Source organism: uncultured Tenacibaculum sp., assembly GCF_947499065.1.
Classification (GTDB): domain Bacteria; phylum Bacteroidota; class Bacteroidia; order Flavobacteriales; family Flavobacteriaceae; genus Polaribacter.
Genome location: NZ_CANMMT010000016.1, coordinates 1 through 23,253 on the forward strand (window position 1 = coordinate 1; position 23,253 = coordinate 23,253).

The following is a 23,253-nucleotide window of genomic DNA, read 5'->3' on the forward strand; positions in this document are numbered from 1 at the left end:
AGTAGGTCGTTGCCTTTCTTTTTAACCTCAATCTTATACAATAAGATTGAGGTTTTTTTTTGCCCTAAATCTAAATACTTACTGAAAGAGGTTTAAATTTTTGTTATTATAATACAACTCGATACTTCGATGTTTTACCGTAAAAAAGAAACATAATCATTTCTTAATATAACTTGTAAAAAGGACTTAAAGGTATGCTAAATCACTTCATTTACACTTTATTAGGAATAATTTAAAACCAGAGGTTTTTGTAAAGTCAAAATTAAGATTATATCTTTGTTTAGCTATAAAAAATCAAATTGCTAATATTCAATACAAATTTTATGAAAAAAACAGATCTGAGCATTATTATAATGCTTTTGTTCGTGTGGGTGGGATATTCACAAGATTTTAAAGATAATTTAAACTTTTCTCCAACCACACCAGAGGTTTCAAATTTAGGGAAATTTATAGAAACACCTGTTTCATTATATACAGGTATTCCAAGTATTTCCATTCCTTTAGGAGAAGTAAAAAGTGGTTCACTTTCTTTACCAGTAGGATTAAGTTATCATGCAGGGGGAGTAAAGGTAGAGGGAGATGCTTCATGGGTAGGAACTAATTGGAATTTAAATGCTGGAGGTTCAATTTCACGAGTTGTTAGAGGAAATCCAGATGATTCTCCGGGAGGATATTTAAATACATCACATAAAGTATCTTATTTATCAAATTTAATTAGTAATAGGTTTAATACCTCAGAAATTAATTGTGTTTCTCCAGGGGGGACAGGTACTACAACTTATGTTGAATGTATAAATAACCATGTTCAAGGTTCAATAGATGGGATTTCAGATTATGAGCCAGATATGTATAGTTTTAGTTTTGGTAATTATTCAGGGAGTTTCTTTTTTGATCAATCAGAAAACATCTATGTAACTCCACATACAGATATAAAAATTGTACCTGTAAAAGATTCGGTAAAAAAAATTATAGGTTGGAAAGTAACTACGCCAGATGGGAATACATATTATTTAGGAATATCAAAAGACCAAAACAGGAAAGCGGTAGAAGAAGTGGTGTTAACTACTCCATCAGGAAATAAAGGAACAACTTTAGGAAGTATCAATAGCTGGAAGTTGTTAGATATTGAGGATTTTACAAAGAAGAATAATATAAAGTTGACCTATACAGATGTTTTTTACACAACATGTTCTCGTTCTGGTCAAGAAAGAAATATAAATATTACACAACATGATAACTCAAACCTATATCCGGTTCCAGCTATAACACCAATAACATACTTTACAACAGATGTTAAAACATCTAAGATAGTATCTATCGAAGGGAGTCAGGGAAAAATCTTATTTATAAAGAGTAGTTTAAAGAGAGAGGATTTACAAGATGATTATTCTTTACAAGAAGTTATAACGCAAGATGTACATGGAAAAGAGATAAAAAAGACAAAATTAAATTATACATATAAGGTAAGTTCGTTGCCTTCATTTAATAACCCATGTCAGGGTCAAGGAAATTTTTCGGGAGTAAATAAACGCTTGTTTCTACAATCTGTTCAAGATTTCGATTTTAAAGGTGATAGTAATTCACCTTATTTATTTGATTATATAGGAGGAGATTTACCACATAAACTATCATTTGCACAGGATTATTGGGGAGGATATAATGGAAAAACCTCCAATACTAATTTGATACCTACGGTAGATTATTTAGGAGTAAAATATATAAGTTCAGATAGAACAGTTAGTACAAACGAGGCCCAAATAGGTACCCTAAACAAAATAACCTATCCAACAGGAGGGTATCATTTTTTTGAATATGAAAGTAATACATTAGGTCAAGCAGCATATGCAAATTTATTTGCAGAAAAGCAAAGAACTCTAGTAGCTGATATTAGGTATAATTCTAATGCTTTTGAGTATAATAAGGCCTTTTCAATTACCAATGGTCCTAAGATAGTAGATGTTGTAACTCAAATCCCTTGTGATCCACAACAAAGAGATTGTGGACTAACTTTTTATATTCAAAATATAAGTACAGGAATAAAATATCCAATAATAGGAAATCGACAATTAAATTTAGTTTCAGGGAATTATGTTTTAAAAGGAGAAGCTTTAGGATTTTTAGGTAATGATTTTTCTGTAAAAATATTTAAGGAAGATGTTTTAAATAGAACAAATTATAAAGCAGGAGGCTTAAGAGTCAAAAAAATTACAATTAATGATGGAGTAAAAAGTATAGTTAAAAAATTTAAATATAATACATTTAATAATCCAAATAATAGTAGTGGTTTTATGGGGTCAACCCCTGTTTTTATAGAGCCTAATAGGGTTGTTAATATTGGAGGAAGTAGTTTTTATATAAGTAGTGTTATATCATCTAATAGTAATATTCCATTTACAACAACCAAAGGAAGTACTATAGGTTATTCAAATGTTTCACAAGAAATAGAAGGAGGAGGAAAAACAACATATAGGTATTCACAAAGTTTAGATGGAATAGGAGGGAATAATAGGGTATATCCATTTACACCCGAAATGAATTTAGAATGGAAAAGAGGTCAACTATTAGAGGAAAAGAAATATAATTCATCAGATTTATTACTAGAGAAAAAAGTATTTAATTATCAATATTATTCAAATAACAATGATATTTTTAAGAAGCTAGTTAAAGGAATAAAAGTAGCCAAAAATTACTCTGGTAGAACTTTTCTTGAATATAATGGAGGCTTAAGAGAGTGGTATAAATTAGATCATAGTATAACAACGAGTTATTTAAATGGGATAGAGGTTGTACAACGTGTGGATAATATATATCATAATAATTCTCAAAAACATGTAATGCCAATTGGAAGCATTACAACCAATAGTAAAGGAGATGTAGTGTTGAGTAAAACCGTGTATCCACAAGATAAGGTTTCTCCAACAGCAATAGAACAAGCATTAATAAATGCTTATAGGTTTACTCCAATAGAGAGCTATAGTTATAACGATTTAAATAAAGACAATATAGGTTCAAACAATGAGCTGTTATCAAGTCAGAAGACTATATATAATAATACTCATAACCCAGTAGGATTATATTTACCATCAAAAATTCAAACATCAAAAGGTACAGGAGTATTAGAAGACCGAGTAATTTACCATAGTTATGATGATAAAGGAAAGCCAACAGAGGTAAGTAAAAAGGATGGAACTCATATAGTTTATATCTGGGGATATCATAAAACACAACCAGTAGCAAAAATAGAGAACGCTAGATTATCAGATATTCCAAGTAATACCATTATAAGTATACAAAATGCATCCAATTTAGATAAAGATGCAGCAAGTGAAAATGCACTACGTACAACTTTAAATGCTCTAAGAACAGTTCCAGCTTTATCAAAAGCACAAATAACCACATTTACTTATAATCCATTAGTAGGGGTAACTAGTATTACAGACCCTAGAGGACAAACTATATATTATGAGTATGATAGCTTCAATAGATTAAAATATGTAAGAGATAATGAAGGTAAGCTATTAAAAGAAACAAAATACAACTATAAAAACTAGAGAGCTATGAAAAGACTAGGTAAACAAATCTTCTTCTTATTATTATTTTTAGGAGGAGTTATTTATGGGCAAATAGGTTTAAGCCCAGGAGGACCAGGAGGTGGATTTGCAACGATAACAGGAAGTTCACATGTTACACAAAATGATGTTAAAACCTATACTGTAAGTATATCAGGGGTTAGTATTTACTCAGGTGTTTGGGATATCTCAGGAGCAACTATTTTAAGTCAAAATGCAACAAGTGTAACTGTAAAATGGACAAGTTCAGGAAATAAGACAATATTATATACAGCGACTAATACTAGTAATGGCTTGATAGAAGGAGTTTATTATGTAACAGTACAAGGAGCTTCAGCACCATCTACACCGTCCGCTCCTTTATTATCGAGTCAAAATTGTAGTAATGCAGTTTTGTTAAGAGGAACACCACCATCAGGAGTTACTTGGTATTGGCAGGGAGCTAATAGCCAAGGGACTAGTATGTCGAATTCAAGTAGTACATATACGGTTTCTTCTTCAGGAGTTTATTATTTACGAGCTCGTAATAGCAGCGGTATATGGAGTTCAAATTCGTCATCTATCCAAGTAAATGTTTTTACAATACCATCAATACCTCCAGCAGCATCAGTAGTTAATAACTGTGGAAGTTCAGTATTATCAAAAGGAGGTCAACCAAGTGGTATTACATTTTACTGGCAATCGAGTGCAGGTGGAACATCAACAAGTAATTCATCAAGTAGTATAACAAGAACCAGTGGTTCTGTATATTATTTAAGAGCGAGAAATAACAGTACAGGCTGTTGGAGTTCAGCAAGGGCGGTAAGTTATAGTATCAAAAGTATTCCATCAATACCTCCAGCAGCGTCAGTAGTTAATAACTGTGGAAGTTCTGTATTAACTAAAGGCAGCCAACCAAGTGGAATTACATTTTACTGGCAGTCAAGTGCAGGTGGGACATCAACAAGTAATTCATCGAGTAGTATAACAAGAACCAGTGGTTCTGTATATTATTTAAGAGCAAGAAATAACAGTACAGGATGCTGGAGTTCAGTAAGATCGGTAAGTTATAGTATAAAAACAATTCCTTCAGTACCGCCAGCAGCATCAGTAGTTAACAACTGTGGAAGTTCAGTATTAACCAAAGGAGGTCAACCAAGTGGAATTACATTTTACTGGCAATCAAGTGCAAGTGGAACATCAACAAGTAATTCATCAAGTAGTATAACAAGAACCAGTGGTTCTGTATATTATTTAAGAGCACGTAATAATAGTACAGGGTGTTGGAGTTCGGCAAGAGCTGTAAGTTATAGTATTAAAAATATTCCATCAATACCTCCAGTAGTATCAGTGGTAAACAATTGTGGAAGTACAGTATTAACCAAAGGAAGTCAACCAAGTGGAATTACATTTTACTGGCAGTCAAGTTCAAGTGGAACATCAACAAGTAGTTCATCAACAAGTATTACAAGAACCAGTGGTTCTGTATATTACTTAAGAGCGAGAAATAATAGTACAGGATGCTGGAGTTCAGCAAGGGCGGTAAACTATAGTGTAAATACGATACCATCAGTACCAGCAATTCCAACGATTACAAATAATTGCGATAATACAGTATTAACCAAAGGAAGCCAGCCAAGTGGAATTACATTTTACTGGCAGTCAAGTGCAAGTGGAACATCGACAAGTAATTCATCAACAAGTATTACAAGAACTAGTGGTTCTGTGTATTATTTAAGAGCAAGAAATAATAGTAGTGGTTGCTGGGGAAGTTCAAGAATAATAAGCTATACAATCCAACAATCATCAATATGGTATGCAGATACGGATGGCGATGGTTATGGAAATGCATCAAGTACTAAAAGAGCTTGTTCAAAACCATCGGGTTATGTTTCGAATTCAAGTGATTATAACGATGGCACAGTGAATATAACTAACATAGCTCCACAAACATTTTATTTAGATGCGGATAATGACGGCTTTGGAGATCCAAACAATAGTGTTTATTACAGTGTAAAACCAGCAGGTTATGTAACGAATAATACCGATGCTTGTCCAAATGAAGCAGGAACCAATAATGGATGTACTTATACGCCAGTAGTTTTTAGCAATGAAAACTATGTGTTTAGTAGAACCTATAGAAAAGCAATGACAAGTCCATCAGAAATTACTAGCTCAAACGATGTTTTAGAGAGTATTGCTTATTTTGATGGATTAGGAAGAGGGAAGCAAAATATAGGCATCCGTCAAGGAACTAGCGGAAAGGATATTGTTACCCATATGGAATATGATGCATACGGACGTCAAACCAAAGAGTATTTACCTTATACAGCAACTACTCAAAACGGACAGATAAGAGCAGGGGATGTAGCAACAGAAACTAAAGGTTATTATCAAGCTAATTATAGCGATGATTTTGCAGGTGTGTCTTTACCTAATGTAAATGCCTATTCAGAAAAAGTATTAGAAAGTTCACCATTAGCCAGTGTATTAGAACAAGCAGCACCAGGAAAGGATTGGGCAAAGGGAACAAGTTATTCATCAAAAGGTTATACCAATAACAGTCATAGTATTAAGTTTGAATATCAAACAAACGCAGCAAATGAGGTAAAAATATTTGGAGTAGTAACAACGTTTGCAAATAATACTTATACCCCAAGTTTAACAGGAGGAACCGCTTTTTATCCAGCAAGAACTTTGTATAAAACAGTTACCAAGGATGAGAATTGGACGTCAGGTTTAGATCATACTACCGAAGAATTTAAGGATAAGCAAGGACAGGTAATTTTAAAACGTACCTATAACAATAACCAAAAACACGATACTTATTATGTGTATGATGATTATGGAAACTTAACCTATGTGTTACCACCAAAAATGCAAGGGACTACAGCATTGTTAACTACAATTAACAATAAGTTAAACGACTTAGGGTACCAATATAAATATGACTATAGAAACCGTTTGGTAGAAAAGAAAATACCAGGAAAGGATTGGGAGTATATTGTATATGATAATTTAGACAGACCAGTACTTACCCAAGATGCAAATTTACGAGTACAAAAGAACTGGCTATTTACCAAGTATGATGCCTTAGGTAGAGTTGTGTATATAGGGAATTATACCGATAGTAGTAACAGAACAAGAGCACAATTACAAGAGGTTTTAAAGAACTTTACATCAAATAATTTATATGAAGAGGTTACAGGTTCAAATACGATAAGTGGTATACCAGTATTTTATACATATAAATCATTTCCAAACACTAATGCAGTAACAGTATATACCCTAAACTATTACGATAGTTATGTAGATTTACCAACAGGATTAACACCTACAGTAACTACAAGTTATGGTAAAGCATCAACAGCAAATACAAAAGGATTAGCTACTGGAAGCAAAGTACGTGTATTAGGAACAAATAACTGGATAAGCACAGTAACTTATTACGATGAAAAGGCACGACCAATTTATGTGTATTCAAAGAATGACGAATTACATACGGTAGATATTGTAGAGAGTAAGTTAGATGATTTTACAGGAAGAGTATTAGAAACAAAAACTACACATAAAAAGACAGGGAAAGCAGATATAGTAACTGTAGATAAGTTTTACTATGACAATTTAGATAGACTAACCAAACAAACCCAAACTATAGGAAGTAATACAGAGGTAATAGCAGAGAATAGTTATGATGAATTAGGCCAGTTAATAGAAAAGAAAGTAGGAGGGAAAACAGCCCAGTCTAGATTACAAACAGTAGATTACAAATACAATGTACGAGGATGGTTAAAAAACATTAACCAAGATGCAAATAATGACAACGATTTATTTAACTTTAGCCTAAAGTATAACGATATAACAAATGCTAACAAGCGTTTGTATAACGGAAACATTAGCCAAACAAGTTGGAATACTTTAAATACAGATACAAGTTCAAAAACATATACCTATAGCTATGATGCATTAAATAGAATTACAAATGCAACGGGGGCTACAACCTCAAACTATGATATAGGAAGCATTTCTTATGATAAAAATGGAAACATTTTAACTTTAGTTAGAAAAGGACATATCAATAGTGCTACAACTACTTTTGGAAATATGGATGTATTGTATTATTTCTATGACGCAGGAAATAAACTTACAAAAGTAAGAGATGACGGTAATGATACTTATGGATTTAAAGATGGAGCAAATCTAGGAACAGAATATGTTTACGATGCCAATGGAAATATGGTTCGTGATTATAATAAGGGAATAGGTACTTCATCGATAAATGGTATAACTTATAATCATTTGAATTTACCAACAGAGGTTAAGTTTAATAATTCAGATGCTCAAAAAATTAGTTATGTGTATGATGCAAGTGGAGCAAAGTTAAAAAAGGTTGTTAATAACAATGGAAACATAACTACTACTGAATACGCAGGAAACTACATCTATGAGAATAATGTTTTACAATTCTTTAACCACCCAGAGGGGTATGTAAAGAAAGAAAATACAGGTTTCAAATATGTATACCAATACAAAGACCATCTTGGGAATGTTCGATTATCCTATACAGATAGTAACAACGATGGTGTTATTACTTCAAGTACTGAAATTATAGAAGAATCTAATTACTATCCGTTTGGACTTAAACACAAAGGGTATAATGGGAATGTGTCTTCTTTAGGGAATAGTGTTGCGCAGAAATTTGGATATAGCGGAAAAGAGTTAAATGAAGAATTAGGAATTCAATGGCATGACTTTGGAGCAAGAAATTATGATGCTGCTATAGGTAGATGGTTTAGTATAGATAATGAAGCTGAATTATATGTTGGAAATTCCACTTACCATTATTCAGCTAATAACCCTATTTATTTTAAAGATGTTGATGGTAATTATTATGTAGGTGCTGATGGCAAAAGAGTAACAACAAGTGTAGCTAAAGATGGCTCTATTAAACTTAGTAGTAATGCATCAACTGATTTAAAAAAAATGGCTAATCTAATAAATAAGAGTGGTAGCAAAACAGCTATTTCACAATTTAATAAAGTAGGGAATAATAACACTAAAGTTCATTTTAGGTTTTCACAGGAAATAATTCAAGATGAAGATGGTGCAGTTCTATTTGGTCTTCACCAAGCTCATGATAGTGATGGGAATATTTTAAAATGGGATAATGATACAGGTACATTTGATGGAAAAGTAGCTTTTGAAACTGATGAAGATGGGAATATTATTTATAAAGAAGCTACCATAACTATTTTTGAAGCAGCAATTCGATTTTTAAACATTACAAATGAAGATGGGGAAATAGTAGTAGTAAATGCACATGAGAATGAACATAATTTGAATAAAAAAGACATAAAGGCAATTAAAGAAAGACAAAAAGGAAAATCCAATAAAAGAGATGTTGAAAAAAAAGCTACAGAAATAGAAGAAAAAACAAGAAAAGAAATCAAAAAAAATAAAAATTAATAAAAATGAAAAATGATACTCTAATTATTTATTGTTGTTTTATAATCTTTTTTTTTAGTTGTTATTCTCAAAAAAAAGAAGTAGATGATAATAAATTATTGAATTCTATGGCAGAAATTTTAAATCAATCAATCCCTATTTATAAAGAAGTTTATAAAGAAAAAGGGTTTTATGTATCAGATAAACAGCCTAAAAACTTTTTTGTATATGATTTAATTAATATAGATGATAACTTAATTAAATCACCTGTTAATTTAAAAAATGGAGGTATTTATCATTTTTCAGCTTTACACTTCAGATTTTCTTACAGCCATATAGCTGTAATTATAGATGGAGAGTTGAAAATCTTTAGCTTTCTAAACTGTGATGATAAAGGAGATAAAATAGAAGATGTTATATCTTACCTGAAAAAAAACTTTAATTTAACTAATGAAGTGTTAAACCAAGTTAAAAATTATAGAAAGTATGGAGTTTATTACAAGGTAGATTCTCAAGAAAAGCTTCAATGTGAAAGAGGTAAATAGTTGGTAGTGTAGAAAAATAGGTCATGAGATATTTCATGATTGTAAATGAATAAAAGTCAGTAGTTAGTAAAAATTCTAGCTACTGATTTTTCAAGTTCATTGATATATTATGAGAGTTGAAAATTTCTTAAAAGTGATATAATGGCGCAGAAATTTGGGTATAATGGAAAAGAGTTAAATGAAGAACTAGGAATCCAATGGCATGACTTTGGAGCTAGAAATTATGATGCTACTTTAGGTAGGTGGATGAATTTAGACCCTCTTGCTGATCAGATGAGAAGACATAGTCCTTACAATTATGCCTTTGATAATCCTATATATTGGATAGACCCTGATGGTATGGCACCAATGGGTCCTCAAGATGATTTTTATTATAATAAGCAAGGTGATTTGGTGAGCAGAGTTAAAAACAATCAACCAGATAGATTTTTTGTTCAAGTTGATGAAGCCTCTCCACCACCAGCAGTATCTTCTGAATTGGATGGTTCTGGAGCTCAGTCAACTCCAATCTATGAAGAGATTTCTCTTGATAGTGATCTTGGACACATGGCTAGAACGGTATATGCGGAGAGTGCTGGTCAATCGAAAGAAGGCAAAGTTGCAGTAGCCGAAGTAATTCGAAACAGAGCTGATGATGATACCACTAGGTCAAGTAGTAATGACTATAATGCTGCATTCTCTGGAGTTTCTACTTTTGAAGAAGTTGTCACACAGAAAGGGCAATTTGAATCTGTTGGATCAAATACAGCTAGATATAGCGACCCATTATCAGTAACTGGTGGTGATGGAGAAGGAGGTGCTAGACGAAATAGTATCGAAACTACAGCTTTTTCGGATAGTGTTGGTGCTTCAATTGAAGCAACAAATCAAAACACCAATACTGCTCAGGGAGCTACATATTTCTTTTCGCCATATATAGCAACACCAAATTGGGCAAAAAATATGTCAGAAGTTACAATCCCAGGTGTTCAAAAAACTGATTTTAAATTTTATAAATACTAATCAATGAAGAAGATATTTTTAATAATCCTACTAATCGTCGTTTCTATATCATGTAAAGACAAAAAAAAATCTAAAATAGATGAAACAGATAAGGCTGAGATTAAAACGCAAGTTAAACCTGAGGTTTCTGTCGATAAGAATATTGTTTTTCATAGAAATGACACCATCATTAAATTTTATAATATAGAAAATAGTTACGGCGTTTTTAAATGGAGCGTTGATGGTAAATTTGAAAACCAAGGAAAAGATACTTTATCATTTGATGAAACTAAGATTAATAAAATCAGGAAAATCGGAGATAGTTTTATCTATACTGATGGATGTGGTTCAGCTTGTGATTATATACTAATCTCTAAATTCATTTCAGAAGACAAAGGGACTACTTTCCTGTATCCTCTTCTTGTTGATGAGAAAAAAGAATTAATTATATATAAAGGAGACAAAGAGAATGTTTTACTTTCAATATACGATCTTAAGACTGGCGAGATTAAGGAAGTTATTGAAGATTTTGATAAAACTATACGTCCTCCCAAAAATGTTGTTGAACAAGTAAGTATTAATGAAAAAGGTAACCTTGTTATCGAATGGGTTAAACCTAATTCGATAAAGACCAAAAAGGAAATAGTTTTATAAGATTAATAGAGATGATTAAAAACGCTCACTTGAAAAAGTGGGCGTTTTTTATTTACACTCTCTGGTAGTGTAGTAAAATAGGTCATGAGATATTTCAAGATTATAAATGAATAAAAGTCAGTAGTTAGTAAAAATTTTAGCTACTGATTTTACAAGTTCGTTGATATATTATGAGAGTTGAAAATTTCTTAGAAGTGATATAATCAGGGATTGTTATTCCAAGATGCAAATAATGACAACGATTTATTTAACTTTAGCCTAAAGTATAACGACATAACAGATGCTAACAAACGTTTGTATAACGGAAACATTAGCCAAACAAGTTGGAATACTTTAAATACAGATACAAGATCAAAAACATATACCTATAGCTATGATGCTTTAAACAGAATCACAGTAGCTACAGGGAGTTTAACACATAATTATACTCTTTCTTCTGTTTATTATGATAAAAATGGTAATATCACTTATTTAAGCAGAAATGGACATACCAATAGTAATGCTACTTCTTTTGGTTTAATGGATCAACTTTATTACAGTTATGATGCTGGAAATAAATTACTGGGTGTACGTGATGATGGTAATGATACCTATGGTTTTAAAGATGGTACAAATACAGGAAACGATTATATGTACGATGCCAATGGAAATATGCTTCGTGATTATAATAAAGGAATAGGAACCTTATCAACAGATGGTATTACCTATAATCATTTGAATTTACCAACAGAGGTTAAGTTTAATAATTCAGATGCTCAAAAAATTAGTTATGTGTATGATGCTAGTGGAGTAAAGTTAAAAAAGGTTGTTAATAACAATGGAAATATAACCACTACAGAGTAAGCTGGAAACTACATCTATGAGAATAATGTTTTACAATTCTTTAACCACCCAGAGGGTTATGTATCATCAGTAAATGCTAATGATATATCACAAGGTTTCAAATATGTATACCAATACAAAGACCACTTAGGTAACGTTCGTTTATCATATACTGATAGTAACAACGATGGTGTAATTACACCAAGTACAGAAATTATAGAAGAATCTAATTACTATCCATTTGGTTTAAAACATAAAGGGTATAATGGAAATGTTTCTTCTTTAGGGAATAGTGTTGCTCAGAAGTTTGGGTATAACGGAAAAGAGTATGAAGAAGGACTAGGATTAGATTTGTATGAAATGGATATGCGTCAATATGACCCAGCCATTGCTAGATGGACTTCAACAGACCCAGTTACTCATTATTCGGCAAGTACATATAATGCTTTTGATAACAATCCTGTTTTCTTTGCTGACCCAAGTGGTGCTGATTCCATATATAATTTTGAGACTGGTCAGTATGTGATAAATGGGACAGTAGTTTCATTTGATGAAGCTATGGCTTACGCTCAAAACGGAGGTAATGCAGATGGAGGTAATAATAATACTCCTAATAAGGATTCAAAAAGTGAATCGAAGAAGGATGGTGATGAACCAATAGATAGAACTTATAAAGGTAAAAAACAGACTGGTCCAGCAACACCATTGGTAATTGAAGGTATATTTAGTGATTTTTACAATATTGATGCATATAATTGTCATTCTTTTGCGTGGTGTAATTCTCAAGGAGATCCTGCCGATCCGGCAAACGCATACTGGGTGAAAAGAGGGGTTACTAAATGGGATAATAACCCTTTAAACAATATGAAAGGGTATAGAGCACTAAAATTTGATGACTCTAATCAAGTAGGTGATAGAGTTATATATTATGCATGGAGTTCTTATTCTGGTAAGGTTGAACCCACACATTCAGCTATTGTTACTAAAGTAAATGAAAAGGGTAATGTTATTGAAGTCGAAAGCAAATGGGGGACACTACCTAGATATAAGCATCATCCACGAGATATTCCTGCAGATTATGGAGCAAAAGCTCCTACCTTTATAGCTCCAGATGGAAAAAAATATGAAAGTAGAATATATTATAGAAAAAAACCTTAAAAAATGAATAAAGTTTTTATTATACCAATATTGTTTTTTTTTCTTAGCTGTACTAATAGCTATGATTTAATCTTAAATGGACTATCCAATAATTATGTTTTACTATTCGATGAAATGGATAAGAATATTTATTTAGAGCATTACAATTTAACAGAAGTTAGTCATAAAACTAAATTTAAGGAGTACAGAAATGCAGTAAGTAATTTTTATGCAGCAGACAAAGATATTTTAACTTATTTGTTAAAATATGAGAAAGATACAGTTAATGTTTGTGATTGGATAAAAACAAGAAATCCATTGTCTTCTAAGCTGAATGAAATGGATTTTATAACTAATTCTAAAGGAGCTTTAGTTCTTTTTGATAATTTTCTTTCTAATGAATCTGATATAAGAATACCAGACTATATAGATAAGTTATCTTACAAGGGTATTGTGCATTTTTATTCTAGTAATAAAAATCTTTCGAAGGAAGAATTAAAAAAAGAATACAGAAGCTATATAAAAGGGTTGTAATTTTTGGTAGTGTAGTAAAATAGGTCATGAGATATTTCATGATTATAAATGAATAAAAGTCAGTAGTTAGTAAAAATTCTAGCTACTGATTTTACAAGTTCGTTGATATATTATGAGAGTTGAAAATTTCTTAAAAGTGATATAATCAGGGATTGTTATTCCAAGATGCTATGATTTATATTGAACTTTATTTAAAAAACTAATTGTGTTTACCACTAGACAGAGACTAGCAGTAGTGTGAGGTAATAAATTGAATAAATAGTAATAAACATGAAATTTAAAAAGGTATTTAATTTAATTATTTTATTAGTTTTAATTTGTAGTTGTTCCAACTTACAAAAAGAGAAAAAATTTATACTAAAGAATAATATTGTTTTCTTAAAAACAGAGTTAAATTCAGATTCAAAAATAGGAATGTATGATTTTTTTAAAAATGTTACTTCCTTATCTGAAAATGAGAAGATAGAATTAATAGAAGAGCTTTTGAAGTATAAAGGAAATAATAGAGTAAGTAAACCTTTTATACTTTGTTATAATAAAAATCTATCCCAAATGTATTTAGGTAATATTAAGAATACTACTGTTGAAATAGAGGCTTTATTATTTATTAATCAATTATATTTTGATAACCCTTTTTATTATTCACCTTATCCTATAATTATTGATTCAAATCAAAAAGCAATTAATAATAATCAAAAAGCCATGGATAGTGTATATAATTCTTACATTAAATGGTTTGAAATAATTAAAAAGAAAGGTATAAATAAAGCAAAAAGAGAGAATATATTACCTCTTTTAAATACTGATTATAAATGGATTTATGGTATAGATGTATCACCTATTTCTAAGCTTCAATTCAAAATATAAAAAGAATAAAGAAGTATAGTAACAATAAATTGAAACAAAAAAATGGACTTAGATTCCTCGCTCCCGCATGATTGCATTGTGTGGTAAAAAGAAATCAGAATTTTTAATAAAGAAAAACTACTTTAAGAAATTGAAGTAGTTTTTTATCCGTTGGCTGAACAAATGCGTAGACATAGTCCGTATAATTATGCATTTAATAATCCTATTTTCTTTATTGATCCTGATGGGATGAAGCCTTTAGGGTACGATGGTATCTTTGTAGATGAAAATGGTAATAAAATAGGTGATGACGGGATTGATGATGGCAAGGTTTATGTTGTAAAGACAGATGTAAAGAGTGTTGAGACTGGTGCATCAATAGATGGTATTTCAACAGAAGAAAAAAACAATACAGTATCATTTATTAAAGAGAACAGTGGTAATACAGCACCCCAGGTTCTGGAGATGCAAGTAATGAAAATTCTGGTTATTTATCGGCTCATAAAAAGACCAACGATATTTTGAAAGAAAGTGGAAAAGCTATTAATCCAAAAGGGGCTATAATTACAGTTAATAGAGCTAATGGTAAAGTTGTTATAACAAATAAAAATAGAGAATATAAAGAATTGAATTAGTTATGAGAAAAATAACATTTATTACAGTAATTATAATAATTGTAATGAATTTTTCTAATTGTTATGTTAGAAATGTTCAAAATAACGAATATTCGGAGTTGGTATATAAACCTCTTGATAATAATATTAACGCCTCTGCAGAAGTATTAAATCAAATTAATTTTATAGAGAGACAATTAAAAAGAAAATTAGACGGTAGGAACTATATCAATTACGGTGTTGTTGAAAATATTATAATCTTATCAAAGATAGAAACTAAAATAACAGCTTTAGGGACTTTTGGAAATTCGTATGAAATAACTAAGGAAAGTTTATCCAAATGGAAAAAATGGTATAAAAATAATAGCAAATACTTTTTTTTTCGTAATGAGGGGAATGACAAATTTTTAGGAATAAAATATCCAAATGGAGAAAAAATAGTACTTATCGATAAATAGGTTGTAAAGTAAATTACCCCTTCCTGTCTCTCACTCTCGCACGATTATATCGTGTGGTTGAGTAAGAGTAAGCAACAAGAGTAAGTTAATAATTAAAACAATCAAGAAGATGGACTTAGGTTCATCTTTTTGTCTTCTTAAAATGTTGTATTTTCACTTAAAAGTTCTTTGAAAGAAATTATTGAAGAAACCCGATAGCGCGGATATAGATATAGGCACACAACCCGATAGCGCGGAAATGTTTTCCGTGCCGAGTATGAGTAAGTAAATAGAATTTAAATTATTAAAAATAAATAAAGCCACAGCAAAAATGTTGTGGTTTTTTTCCCCGCTCCCACACGATTGATTGTATCGTGTGGTAAAAGGAACTGAGAATTAATTTCAGAATTTTTAATAGAGAAAAACTACTATAAGAAATTGAAGTAGTTTTTTTATTTTAGATAAAAATTGTAAAATGCTAAGAGTTTCGTAGAGTTTTATTAAATAAAAATATGAAGAAAATACTTTTTGAATATGAAATATTGGATGAGTTTGGAGTAGAAAGTATTTGGACTACAAGCTTAGGGAATGATGTTTATAGAATAGAAAATATTCCTTTTTATGCTAAAGAATATGCTTACAAGGACCTAGTAAAAGTGAAAAAAATAAATGATAGTCTTTATGTTGATGTTTTATACGAAGAATCGGGAAATAGTGTTATAAGAATATTATTTAATGAGGAAGATTTAGATTTGAAACAAGAAGTAACATCTGAATTAGAAAGATTAGGTTGCGGCTGGGAAGGAAGTAATATAGATAGATTGATATCAATTAATGTTCCTAAAAATATAGATTATTCTGAAGTTGAAGATTTTTTAATTAAAGGAGAATTATTAGAAACTTTTGAATATGAAGAAGCTTGTATTTCAGAAAAGCATCAAGAGGATAATAATGAATAAAGTATATAAGGTCGGTATTACTCCGTTCTCGCACGATTGCATCGTGTGGTAAGAGGAAAATAAAAAAAGAACTAGATTAAAATGAATAAAAAAATAGTAAAAAGACTTATACTTATTATTACTATTATCATTAGTTTGATGATTATAGTTACAGTCGGCAGTGCTATCAAAATAAAAAATTCAGAAGCATATCCTTTTGCTAAGGAGTACATAATTAATGATAAAGAAGTACATGAAAAAACAGGAGACATATTAGCATTTGGTAGCTTTCCTTCTGGTTTAATAAGAGAGGATTATAGAAAAATTAAAGCACAAATAGAAATTGATGTAGAAGGTACAAAGTGGAGCGGAAAAATTATAGTTATAATGGAAAGAAGTAAAGATTCTATTAAATGGAAATATAAAAAAGTACATTATTTATAAAAATAAAATATAGTATAATTATTGTTTCTTTCTATTAATACTGCTCCCGCACAATTGCACCATGTGGTAAAAGGAACTAAGAATTAATTTAAGAATTTTTAATAGAGAAAAACTACTTTAAGAAATTGAAGTAGTTCTTTTAATTTAGACGAAAATTGTAAGATGCTATGAGTAATAATACTATAACAGATGATTTCAAAGATTTTTTTTCATACTTAAATGAATCTTTACCTGATAGTACTAACTATATGGATTTATCTAATTTGTGTATAACAATGTTTTTTACAGTAGATTTTTTACCAGAAGAGTTTAAATCATTAGAACTTAAAAAAGAGGCATTGTCAATTGTTTTTTCAAAAATATGTGAAAAAAGAAATATAGCTACTTATCCATACGATGCTTATATTTATGGAGCTTCGTTTCATAATACCCATGATAAAGGGCATTGGTTAGAGGTATTAGCAAGTACTTTAAAATTAAATACCAAACCAGATATAGAAGAGGCAAAAAAATTATTGTTAAAGACGAAAGAATGATGCCGTAAAAAAGTTTTCTTAAAAATTAAAACAGTTTTTTCAACAATACGTATGAGAATACACATATTTGTGTATTTTTATTGGTACAAAAATTACATAACATGGGAAAATTCGAAATTAAAACAGATAAATCTGGGCAATTCAGATTTAACTTAAAAGCGGGAAATGGACAAGTAATTCTTTCAAGTGAAGCTTATACTACAAAAGCAGCTTGTAATAACGGAATTGACTCTGTAAAAACGAATTCGCAAAATGATGCTAGATTCGATAGACTAGAAGCAAAAAACGGAAGTCCATATTTTAACTTAAAGGCAGCTAACGGACAAGTAATTGGAAATAGCGAAATGTATTCAAGTAAAGATGCGATGGAAAACGGAATAGCTTCAGTGAAAAAGAATGCACCAGATGCAACAGTAGAAGATAATTCTTAAAAAGAATATATACTTACAATAAAAAAGATGAACCTAGGTTCATCTTTTTTGTTTTTAGAAAAATGTTATTTTAGAATTTCAAATTAAGTTAGCTATGAACAAGAAATATATTATTTACATGATAACTGTTGTTGTACTTATAATAGTAACCAGATTTATGTACAATATGTATCAATTTGCAAAAGGAGTAGAAGAAGATATAGGAAAATATACTAGGTTGAAAGACACAATTCATATTAATACAGATACGATTAATCACATTCCTAATAAAGAACAACAGAAAAAATTAAAAGCTTTGCTAAACGGAGTTTGGGCAGAAAATGAAGAAGACAATGCATTATTTCAAATCGAAGGAGATACATTAAGGTATGTAGAATATTATAATACACCTTATTTAGCTTTTTTAAACGAAAACTATTTTGAAATAAGATATTTAGATAATAAGGTGTTATCAAAAAGTATAATTTTAAAATTAACTAAAGACAGTTTAATCCTAAAAACAGCAGCAGAAAAACCATTAAGATTATTTAATAGAAGGGAATAATTAAGTAAAGATGAACTTAGGTTCATCTTTTTTGTTTTTAAAAGAATATGATTAATTTTCGCAAAATTGTATTACAACATATATTTTAAGTTGATAATTATGAAAAGTAAAAAGATGTTAGAGAAGATATATGAAATAGTTAAAGAGAAAAACTGTACAATTAGATTAAACTGGTTTTATGATCCAGACTATGAAGTATCAGATTGGAATAGTTATTTGAACTTTCCTATAGAAGGATATTTTGAGCCTCAGCACATTGGACCTATAAAAGTTAATCAATGGAAATGGTTGGAAATAAACCCTATTGAAATTAAAATTATAGGAAAATTAATTCAGAACAAAGAAGTTGATCATTCAATAGAAATAATTAGAATGTTAAAAGAGAATAACATTAGTTTCTCTCAAAACAGGAAATATTTAAGGGTAGAAAATACTTGGTTTGTAGCAGAAACATAAGAAGAGGTTATTTAATAGAGTTTAACATATAAATTACAATTGTAAGTAAAAAAGAGACACTTCTAACGATAAAACAAAACTTTTTTAACCTTCCCAAAAGAATAAATTCAATAGCCTAAGCAACTTAGAAAAAAGCGCAGGTTTCAGAGGCTTTTTAGGGCTAAAACATTAAGTACTAATATGTATCTTAGCAGCCATAAAGTGATCAAAGTAACTTTTATTACAAACCTAAAATAATATTTCAAGTATATTTGTGCGTGTATGAATGAAAATCTAAATCCTGAAAATACAAACTTTTCAAATGAAGAATTAGACGTAGAAAAGAAGTTACGTCCGTTGTCATTTGACGATTTTACAGGTCAAGATCAAGCGATTGAGAATTTAAAAATATTTGTAGAGGCTGCCAATCAAAGAGACGAGGCATTAGACCATGCATTGTTCCATGGACCTCCAGGTTTGGGAAAAACAACCCTAGCCAATATTTTAGCAAATGAGTTGGGAGTAGGCATCAAAATAACTTCAGGTCCAGTATTAGACAAGCCAGGAGACTTAGCTGGATTGTTAACCAACTTGGACGAGCGTGATGTATTATTTATAGATGAGATTCACCGATTAAGCCCAATAGTTGAGGAGTACTTATACTCGGCAATGGAAGATTATAAAATAGATATTATGATCGAATCAGGGCCTAATGCACGTACGGTACAAATAAACTTAGAGCCTTTTACATTAGTAGGAGCCACAACGCGTTCAGGATTACTTACAGCTCCAATGAGAGCACGTTTCGGAATCAGCAGTCGTTTACATTATTATTCAACAGAATTACTAACTACCATTATACAGCGTAGTGCGCATATATTGAGAGTACCAATTTCAATGGAAGCAGCTATAGAAATAGCGGGGAGAAGTAGAGGTACACCACGTATAGCCAATGCATTGTTACGAAGAGTACGAGATTTTGCACAAATAAAAGGCGATGGAACTATAACCATTGAAATAGCAGTATATGCATTAAAAGCATTGAATGTAGATGCCCATGGATTGGACGAAATGGATAATAAGATATTAACAACAATTATCGATAAGTTCAAGGGAGGGCCAGTAGGAATAACCACATTGGCAACAGCAGTAGCAGAAAATGCAGAAACCATAGAAGAGGTGTATGAACCATTTTTAATTCAGCAAGGATTCATAATGCGAACACCTCGAGGAAGAGAAGTAACTGATTTAGCCTATAAACATTTAGGTAGAATCAAAGGAACAAGTCAAGGGGAATTGTTTTAAAAAGAAAAGGTACAAATGGGAGAAAATAAAGGAAATAGTAATAATACGTGGTTACAACGTTTAAAAGACGAAAGTTGGGAGGCAGAACTATTGGTATCGGCCATCGCAATATTTGGTACATTTAAATTGTTTGATATGATTGCGTGGGTTACCAATTTCTTTATAGATACCTTACATCCAAGTCAGTACTTTATAGCATATTTTATAGTCACTTTTGGATTGTTAGCCATAAGCATACTGGCGGCAATGTTTGTAATCCATTTTGTGTTACGAGCCTATTGGATAGGATTGGTCGGATTAAACTCCGTGTTTCCCGATTATAGTATAGAAGACAGTGCCTATTCTAAGATATATACAGAAAAGATACTATCTATATTACCAAAGTTAAAAGACTCCATAAAAAAGGTAGACGAACTGTGTAGTGTAATTTTTTCAGTAGCCTTTACATTTCTACTAATCTATACCTATGCAGCTATTTTTTCGAGTTTGTATTTATTGTTATTCAATTTGTTGGTGCCTTATGTAGATGCATTCATACTACTAATTCCAGCAGGAATTATCATCATAGGAGCCTTTACACAAACCATTCTAACATTTTTCTCCAACCTTAAAATGAATAAGGAAAAAGAAGGCTTACAAATTCTAAACTTTAAACTAGTAAAGTTTGTATCCATAATTATGTTTGGACCCCTGTATAAAAATATACTACAGGTTTCCATGATATTTGGTTCTAACTTTAAGAAGAAAAAGAGTATAGTGTATTTAATATTTGTTTTTGTTATAGGAGGAATATTCATGTTTGCAGTACAATTAAAAGATACAAATACGCTTCATTTAATTGCAAAAAAAAATAGATACGATAGTACAAGAGCTTATGCTGATTTTTACAAATCGGACAATGAGAAAAACGATTTCTTACTAACTCCAGAAATAGAATCGCATAAGGTAACTTCCAATACATTAGAGCTATTTATACCAGTGTATGAATACGAATTAAAAATACGAAAGGAGAATTGTGGAGAGTATCAAGAAGACGATAAGAAATCAGATATAGAACAAAAAGAAGCAAGAATACAGCATTTATTAGATTGTTATAAATCATACAACATAGTTTCATTAGATGGAAAGAAATTAGACGTAGAATTTTTACGTTATAATAATCACCCAAGAACCAATCAGTTTGGTTTGGTATGCTATTTAGATTTAAATGAAATATCTAAAGGAATGCATAAAATAAAGGTAGAAAAGAAAAGTTATGATAAGAATTATTTAGAATGGACCATTCCGTTTTATTATAATTTTAATGAAAAGAGATAAATGAAGTTATTAAAAAAGCTCATACCAATACTAGAGTGGTTACCCAACTATAGGAAGTCGCAATTAAGAGGCGATGTAGTAGCGGGTATAACTGTGGCTATAGTATTAATTCCACAAGGAATAGCCTATGCATTAATTGCAGGCTTACCACCTATATACGGATTATACGCAGCTTTGGTACCACAGTTAATGTATGCAGTTTTCGGATCGTCGCGCCAAGTGGCCATAGGACCAGTGGCAATGGACTCGTTAATAGTAGCTACAGGTGTTTCTACTTTAGCCTTAATCGGTTCCGAAAGTTATATAGCCATTGCCATATTGCTAGCTTTGCTGGTAGGAGGAATACAGTTTTTAATGGGGATTTTCCGTTTAGGGTTTATTGTAAACTTTTTATCAAGACCCGTAATTATTGGGTTTACATCAGCAGTAGCATTGATTATCGGATTAAATCAGTTTAGAAATTTATTAGGCGTAGAGTTTTTACAAAGCGATCAAATTCACATTTTATTAGAAGACATCATTTCTAGATTCATGTATTTCAATACACCAACAACCATTATTGGTATTATAGCGTGTATTATTATCATGATTTTTAGAAAGATTAATAAAAAAATACCCAATGCCTTAATTGTAGTGGTCTTAGGAATTGTAGCAGTTCGATATTTCGGGAATCACTTTTCAGAAGTAGCCATTGTAAAAGACATTCCTTCAGGATTACCAAAGTTTGTAATGCCGGTAATAGATATTGCCTTAATTAGAGAATTAATGCCTATTGCCGGAACCTTAGTAATGGTAGGATATTTAGAAACTATTTCTATAGGAAAAACCTTAGAAGTAAAGCAAGACGAATATAGAGTGCGACCAAATCAGGAATTGGTAGCTTTAGGATTGAGTAATATTGTAGGGTCGTTGTTTCAATCCTATCCTTCAACATCAAGTTTTTCGCGTTCGGCAATCAATGAAGAAGCGGGAGGAACAACAGGAGTATCGGCAATAATATCGGCTATCATTGTAGTGCTTACCTTATTGTTTTTAACACCGGTATTTTATCACTTACCAAAAACAATCTTAGCAGCTATAATTATTGTAGCGGTATTTAACTTAATTAATGTAAAAGAAGCCAAAAGGTTATGGAAAGCTAACAATTTAGATTTCTGGCTGTTGGTAGCTACATTCTTTTCAACATTAATCTTTGGTATAGAATATGGTATTGTAATCGGAGTAGGATTATCGTTGGTAGTCTTAATATTTAGAACATCAAGACCCTATGTTACCGAATTAGGAAAAGTACCGAACTCAGATTTTTACCGAAACAAAAACAGATTTAACGAAGTAGAAATAGACAAAGAAGTATTGGTATTCCGTTTCGACGCCCAATTATTTTATGCCAATGCCAATTACTTTAGAGATACCTTAGAGGAAATGACCGAAGAAAAGGGAGAAGCTTTAAAGTTAATCGTGTTAGATGCAGAAAGCATTAACCGCGTAGATAGTACAGGAATAGAAATGCTTAAAGAACGAATTAAGTATTATAATAAAAGAGGAGTAGAGTTTTATTTAGCAGGAGTTAAAGGACCTGTTAGAGATGCATTCTTTAGAGGAGGTTTATTAGACATTATTAGTATAAACCATCTTTTTATGAGAGTAAATGGAGCAGTAAACTTCTTTAAAACAGGAGATAATCAAAATCAAAAGAAATACGCACAGTATATACACCAAGCGTATGAATAATTTAATATT

At 30.9% G+C, this 23,253-nt stretch carries 20 protein-coding genes; all 20 read left to right on the forward strand.

The window, feature by feature from the left end:
• The first annotated feature begins 323 nt into the window (after positions 1-323).
• The gene (locus Q0958_RS18350; protein WP_299125879.1) at positions 324-3,551 is read left to right on the forward strand and encodes an RHS repeat domain-containing protein; all 3,228 of its coding nucleotides are present in this window, start codon (positions 324-326) and stop codon (positions 3,549-3,551) included.
• A gap of 6 nt (positions 3,552-3,557) precedes the next feature.
• Positions 3,558-9,014, forward strand: coding sequence for a DUF6443 domain-containing protein (locus tag Q0958_RS18355; protein WP_299125882.1), 5,457 nt, complete (start codon positions 3,558-3,560; stop codon positions 9,012-9,014).
• Between the two features lie 5 nt (positions 9,015-9,019).
• On the forward strand, positions 9,020-9,538 hold the full coding sequence (locus Q0958_RS18360; protein WP_299125884.1) for a hypothetical protein: 519 nt from the start codon (positions 9,020-9,022) through the stop codon (positions 9,536-9,538).
• A 141-nt stretch (positions 9,539-9,679) separates the two neighbouring features.
• A complete protein-coding gene (locus Q0958_RS18365; protein ID WP_299125886.1) occupies positions 9,680-10,540 on the forward strand; it encodes an RHS repeat-associated core domain-containing protein in 861 nt (286 codons plus the stop codon).
• A 3-nt stretch (positions 10,541-10,543) separates the two neighbouring features.
• Positions 10,544-11,173: a hypothetical protein gene (locus Q0958_RS18370; protein WP_299125889.1), complete on the forward strand. Its 630-nt coding sequence runs from the start codon at positions 10,544-10,546 to the stop codon at positions 11,171-11,173.
• A 210-nt stretch (positions 11,174-11,383) separates the two neighbouring features.
• Positions 11,384-12,016, forward strand: coding sequence for a hypothetical protein (locus Q0958_RS18375; protein WP_299125892.1), 633 nt, complete (start codon positions 11,384-11,386; stop codon positions 12,014-12,016).
• A gap of 195 nt (positions 12,017-12,211) precedes the next feature.
• A complete protein-coding gene (locus tag Q0958_RS18380) occupies positions 12,212-13,153 on the forward strand; it encodes an RHS repeat-associated core domain-containing protein (RefSeq protein ID WP_299126027.1) in 942 nt (313 codons plus the stop codon).
• A gap of 3 nt (positions 13,154-13,156) precedes the next feature.
• A complete protein-coding gene (locus Q0958_RS18385; RefSeq protein WP_299125895.1) occupies positions 13,157-13,666 on the forward strand; it encodes a hypothetical protein in 510 nt (169 codons plus the stop codon).
• 270 nt (positions 13,667-13,936) lie between these two features.
• Complete coding sequence (locus Q0958_RS18390) at positions 13,937-14,533, forward strand: hypothetical protein (RefSeq protein WP_299125898.1); 597 nt, start codon at positions 13,937-13,939, stop codon at positions 14,531-14,533.
• A gap of 162 nt (positions 14,534-14,695) precedes the next feature.
• Complete coding sequence (locus Q0958_RS18395; RefSeq protein ID WP_299125900.1) at positions 14,696-15,037, forward strand: hypothetical protein; 342 nt, start codon at positions 14,696-14,698, stop codon at positions 15,035-15,037.
• A gap of 112 nt (positions 15,038-15,149) precedes the next feature.
• Positions 15,150-15,584 (forward strand): hypothetical protein, encoded by a 435-nt coding sequence (locus tag Q0958_RS18400; protein ID WP_299125903.1) that lies wholly within the window; start codon positions 15,150-15,152, stop codon positions 15,582-15,584.
• 491 nt (positions 15,585-16,075) lie between these two features.
• A complete protein-coding gene (locus tag Q0958_RS18405; RefSeq protein WP_150901333.1) occupies positions 16,076-16,522 on the forward strand; it encodes a DUF4265 domain-containing protein in 447 nt (148 codons plus the stop codon).
• 81 nt (positions 16,523-16,603) lie between these two features.
• A complete protein-coding gene (locus Q0958_RS18410) occupies positions 16,604-16,945 on the forward strand; it encodes a cytochrome c oxidase assembly factor Coa1 family protein (RefSeq protein ID WP_299125906.1) in 342 nt (113 codons plus the stop codon).
• 167 nt (positions 16,946-17,112) lie between these two features.
• Complete coding sequence (locus Q0958_RS18415; protein ID WP_299125909.1) at positions 17,113-17,481, forward strand: hypothetical protein; 369 nt, start codon at positions 17,113-17,115, stop codon at positions 17,479-17,481.
• A gap of 101 nt (positions 17,482-17,582) precedes the next feature.
• Positions 17,583-17,912, forward strand: coding sequence for a YegP family protein (locus Q0958_RS18420; RefSeq protein ID WP_150901331.1), 330 nt, complete (start codon positions 17,583-17,585; stop codon positions 17,910-17,912).
• 94 nt (positions 17,913-18,006) lie between these two features.
• Positions 18,007-18,456 carry a hypothetical protein gene (locus Q0958_RS18425; protein WP_299125913.1) on the forward strand — a complete coding sequence of 150 codons (450 nt, stop codon included), beginning with the start codon at positions 18,007-18,009 and terminating at the stop codon, positions 18,454-18,456.
• Between the two features lie 99 nt (positions 18,457-18,555).
• Positions 18,556-18,912 carry a DUF6678 family protein gene (locus tag Q0958_RS18430; protein WP_299125915.1) on the forward strand — a complete coding sequence of 119 codons (357 nt, stop codon included), beginning with the start codon at positions 18,556-18,558 and terminating at the stop codon, positions 18,910-18,912.
• A gap of 261 nt (positions 18,913-19,173) precedes the next feature.
• Complete coding sequence (gene ruvB, locus Q0958_RS18435; protein ID WP_299125918.1) at positions 19,174-20,196, forward strand: Holliday junction branch migration DNA helicase RuvB; 1,023 nt, start codon at positions 19,174-19,176, stop codon at positions 20,194-20,196.
• A 15-nt stretch (positions 20,197-20,211) separates the two neighbouring features.
• Positions 20,212-21,513, forward strand: coding sequence for a hypothetical protein (locus tag Q0958_RS18440; RefSeq protein WP_299125921.1), 1,302 nt, complete (start codon positions 20,212-20,214; stop codon positions 21,511-21,513).
• On the forward strand, positions 21,514-23,244 hold the full coding sequence (locus Q0958_RS18445) for a solute carrier family 26 protein (protein ID WP_299125924.1): 1,731 nt from the start codon (positions 21,514-21,516) through the stop codon (positions 23,242-23,244).
• The last annotated feature ends 9 nt before the right edge of the window (positions 23,245-23,253 follow it).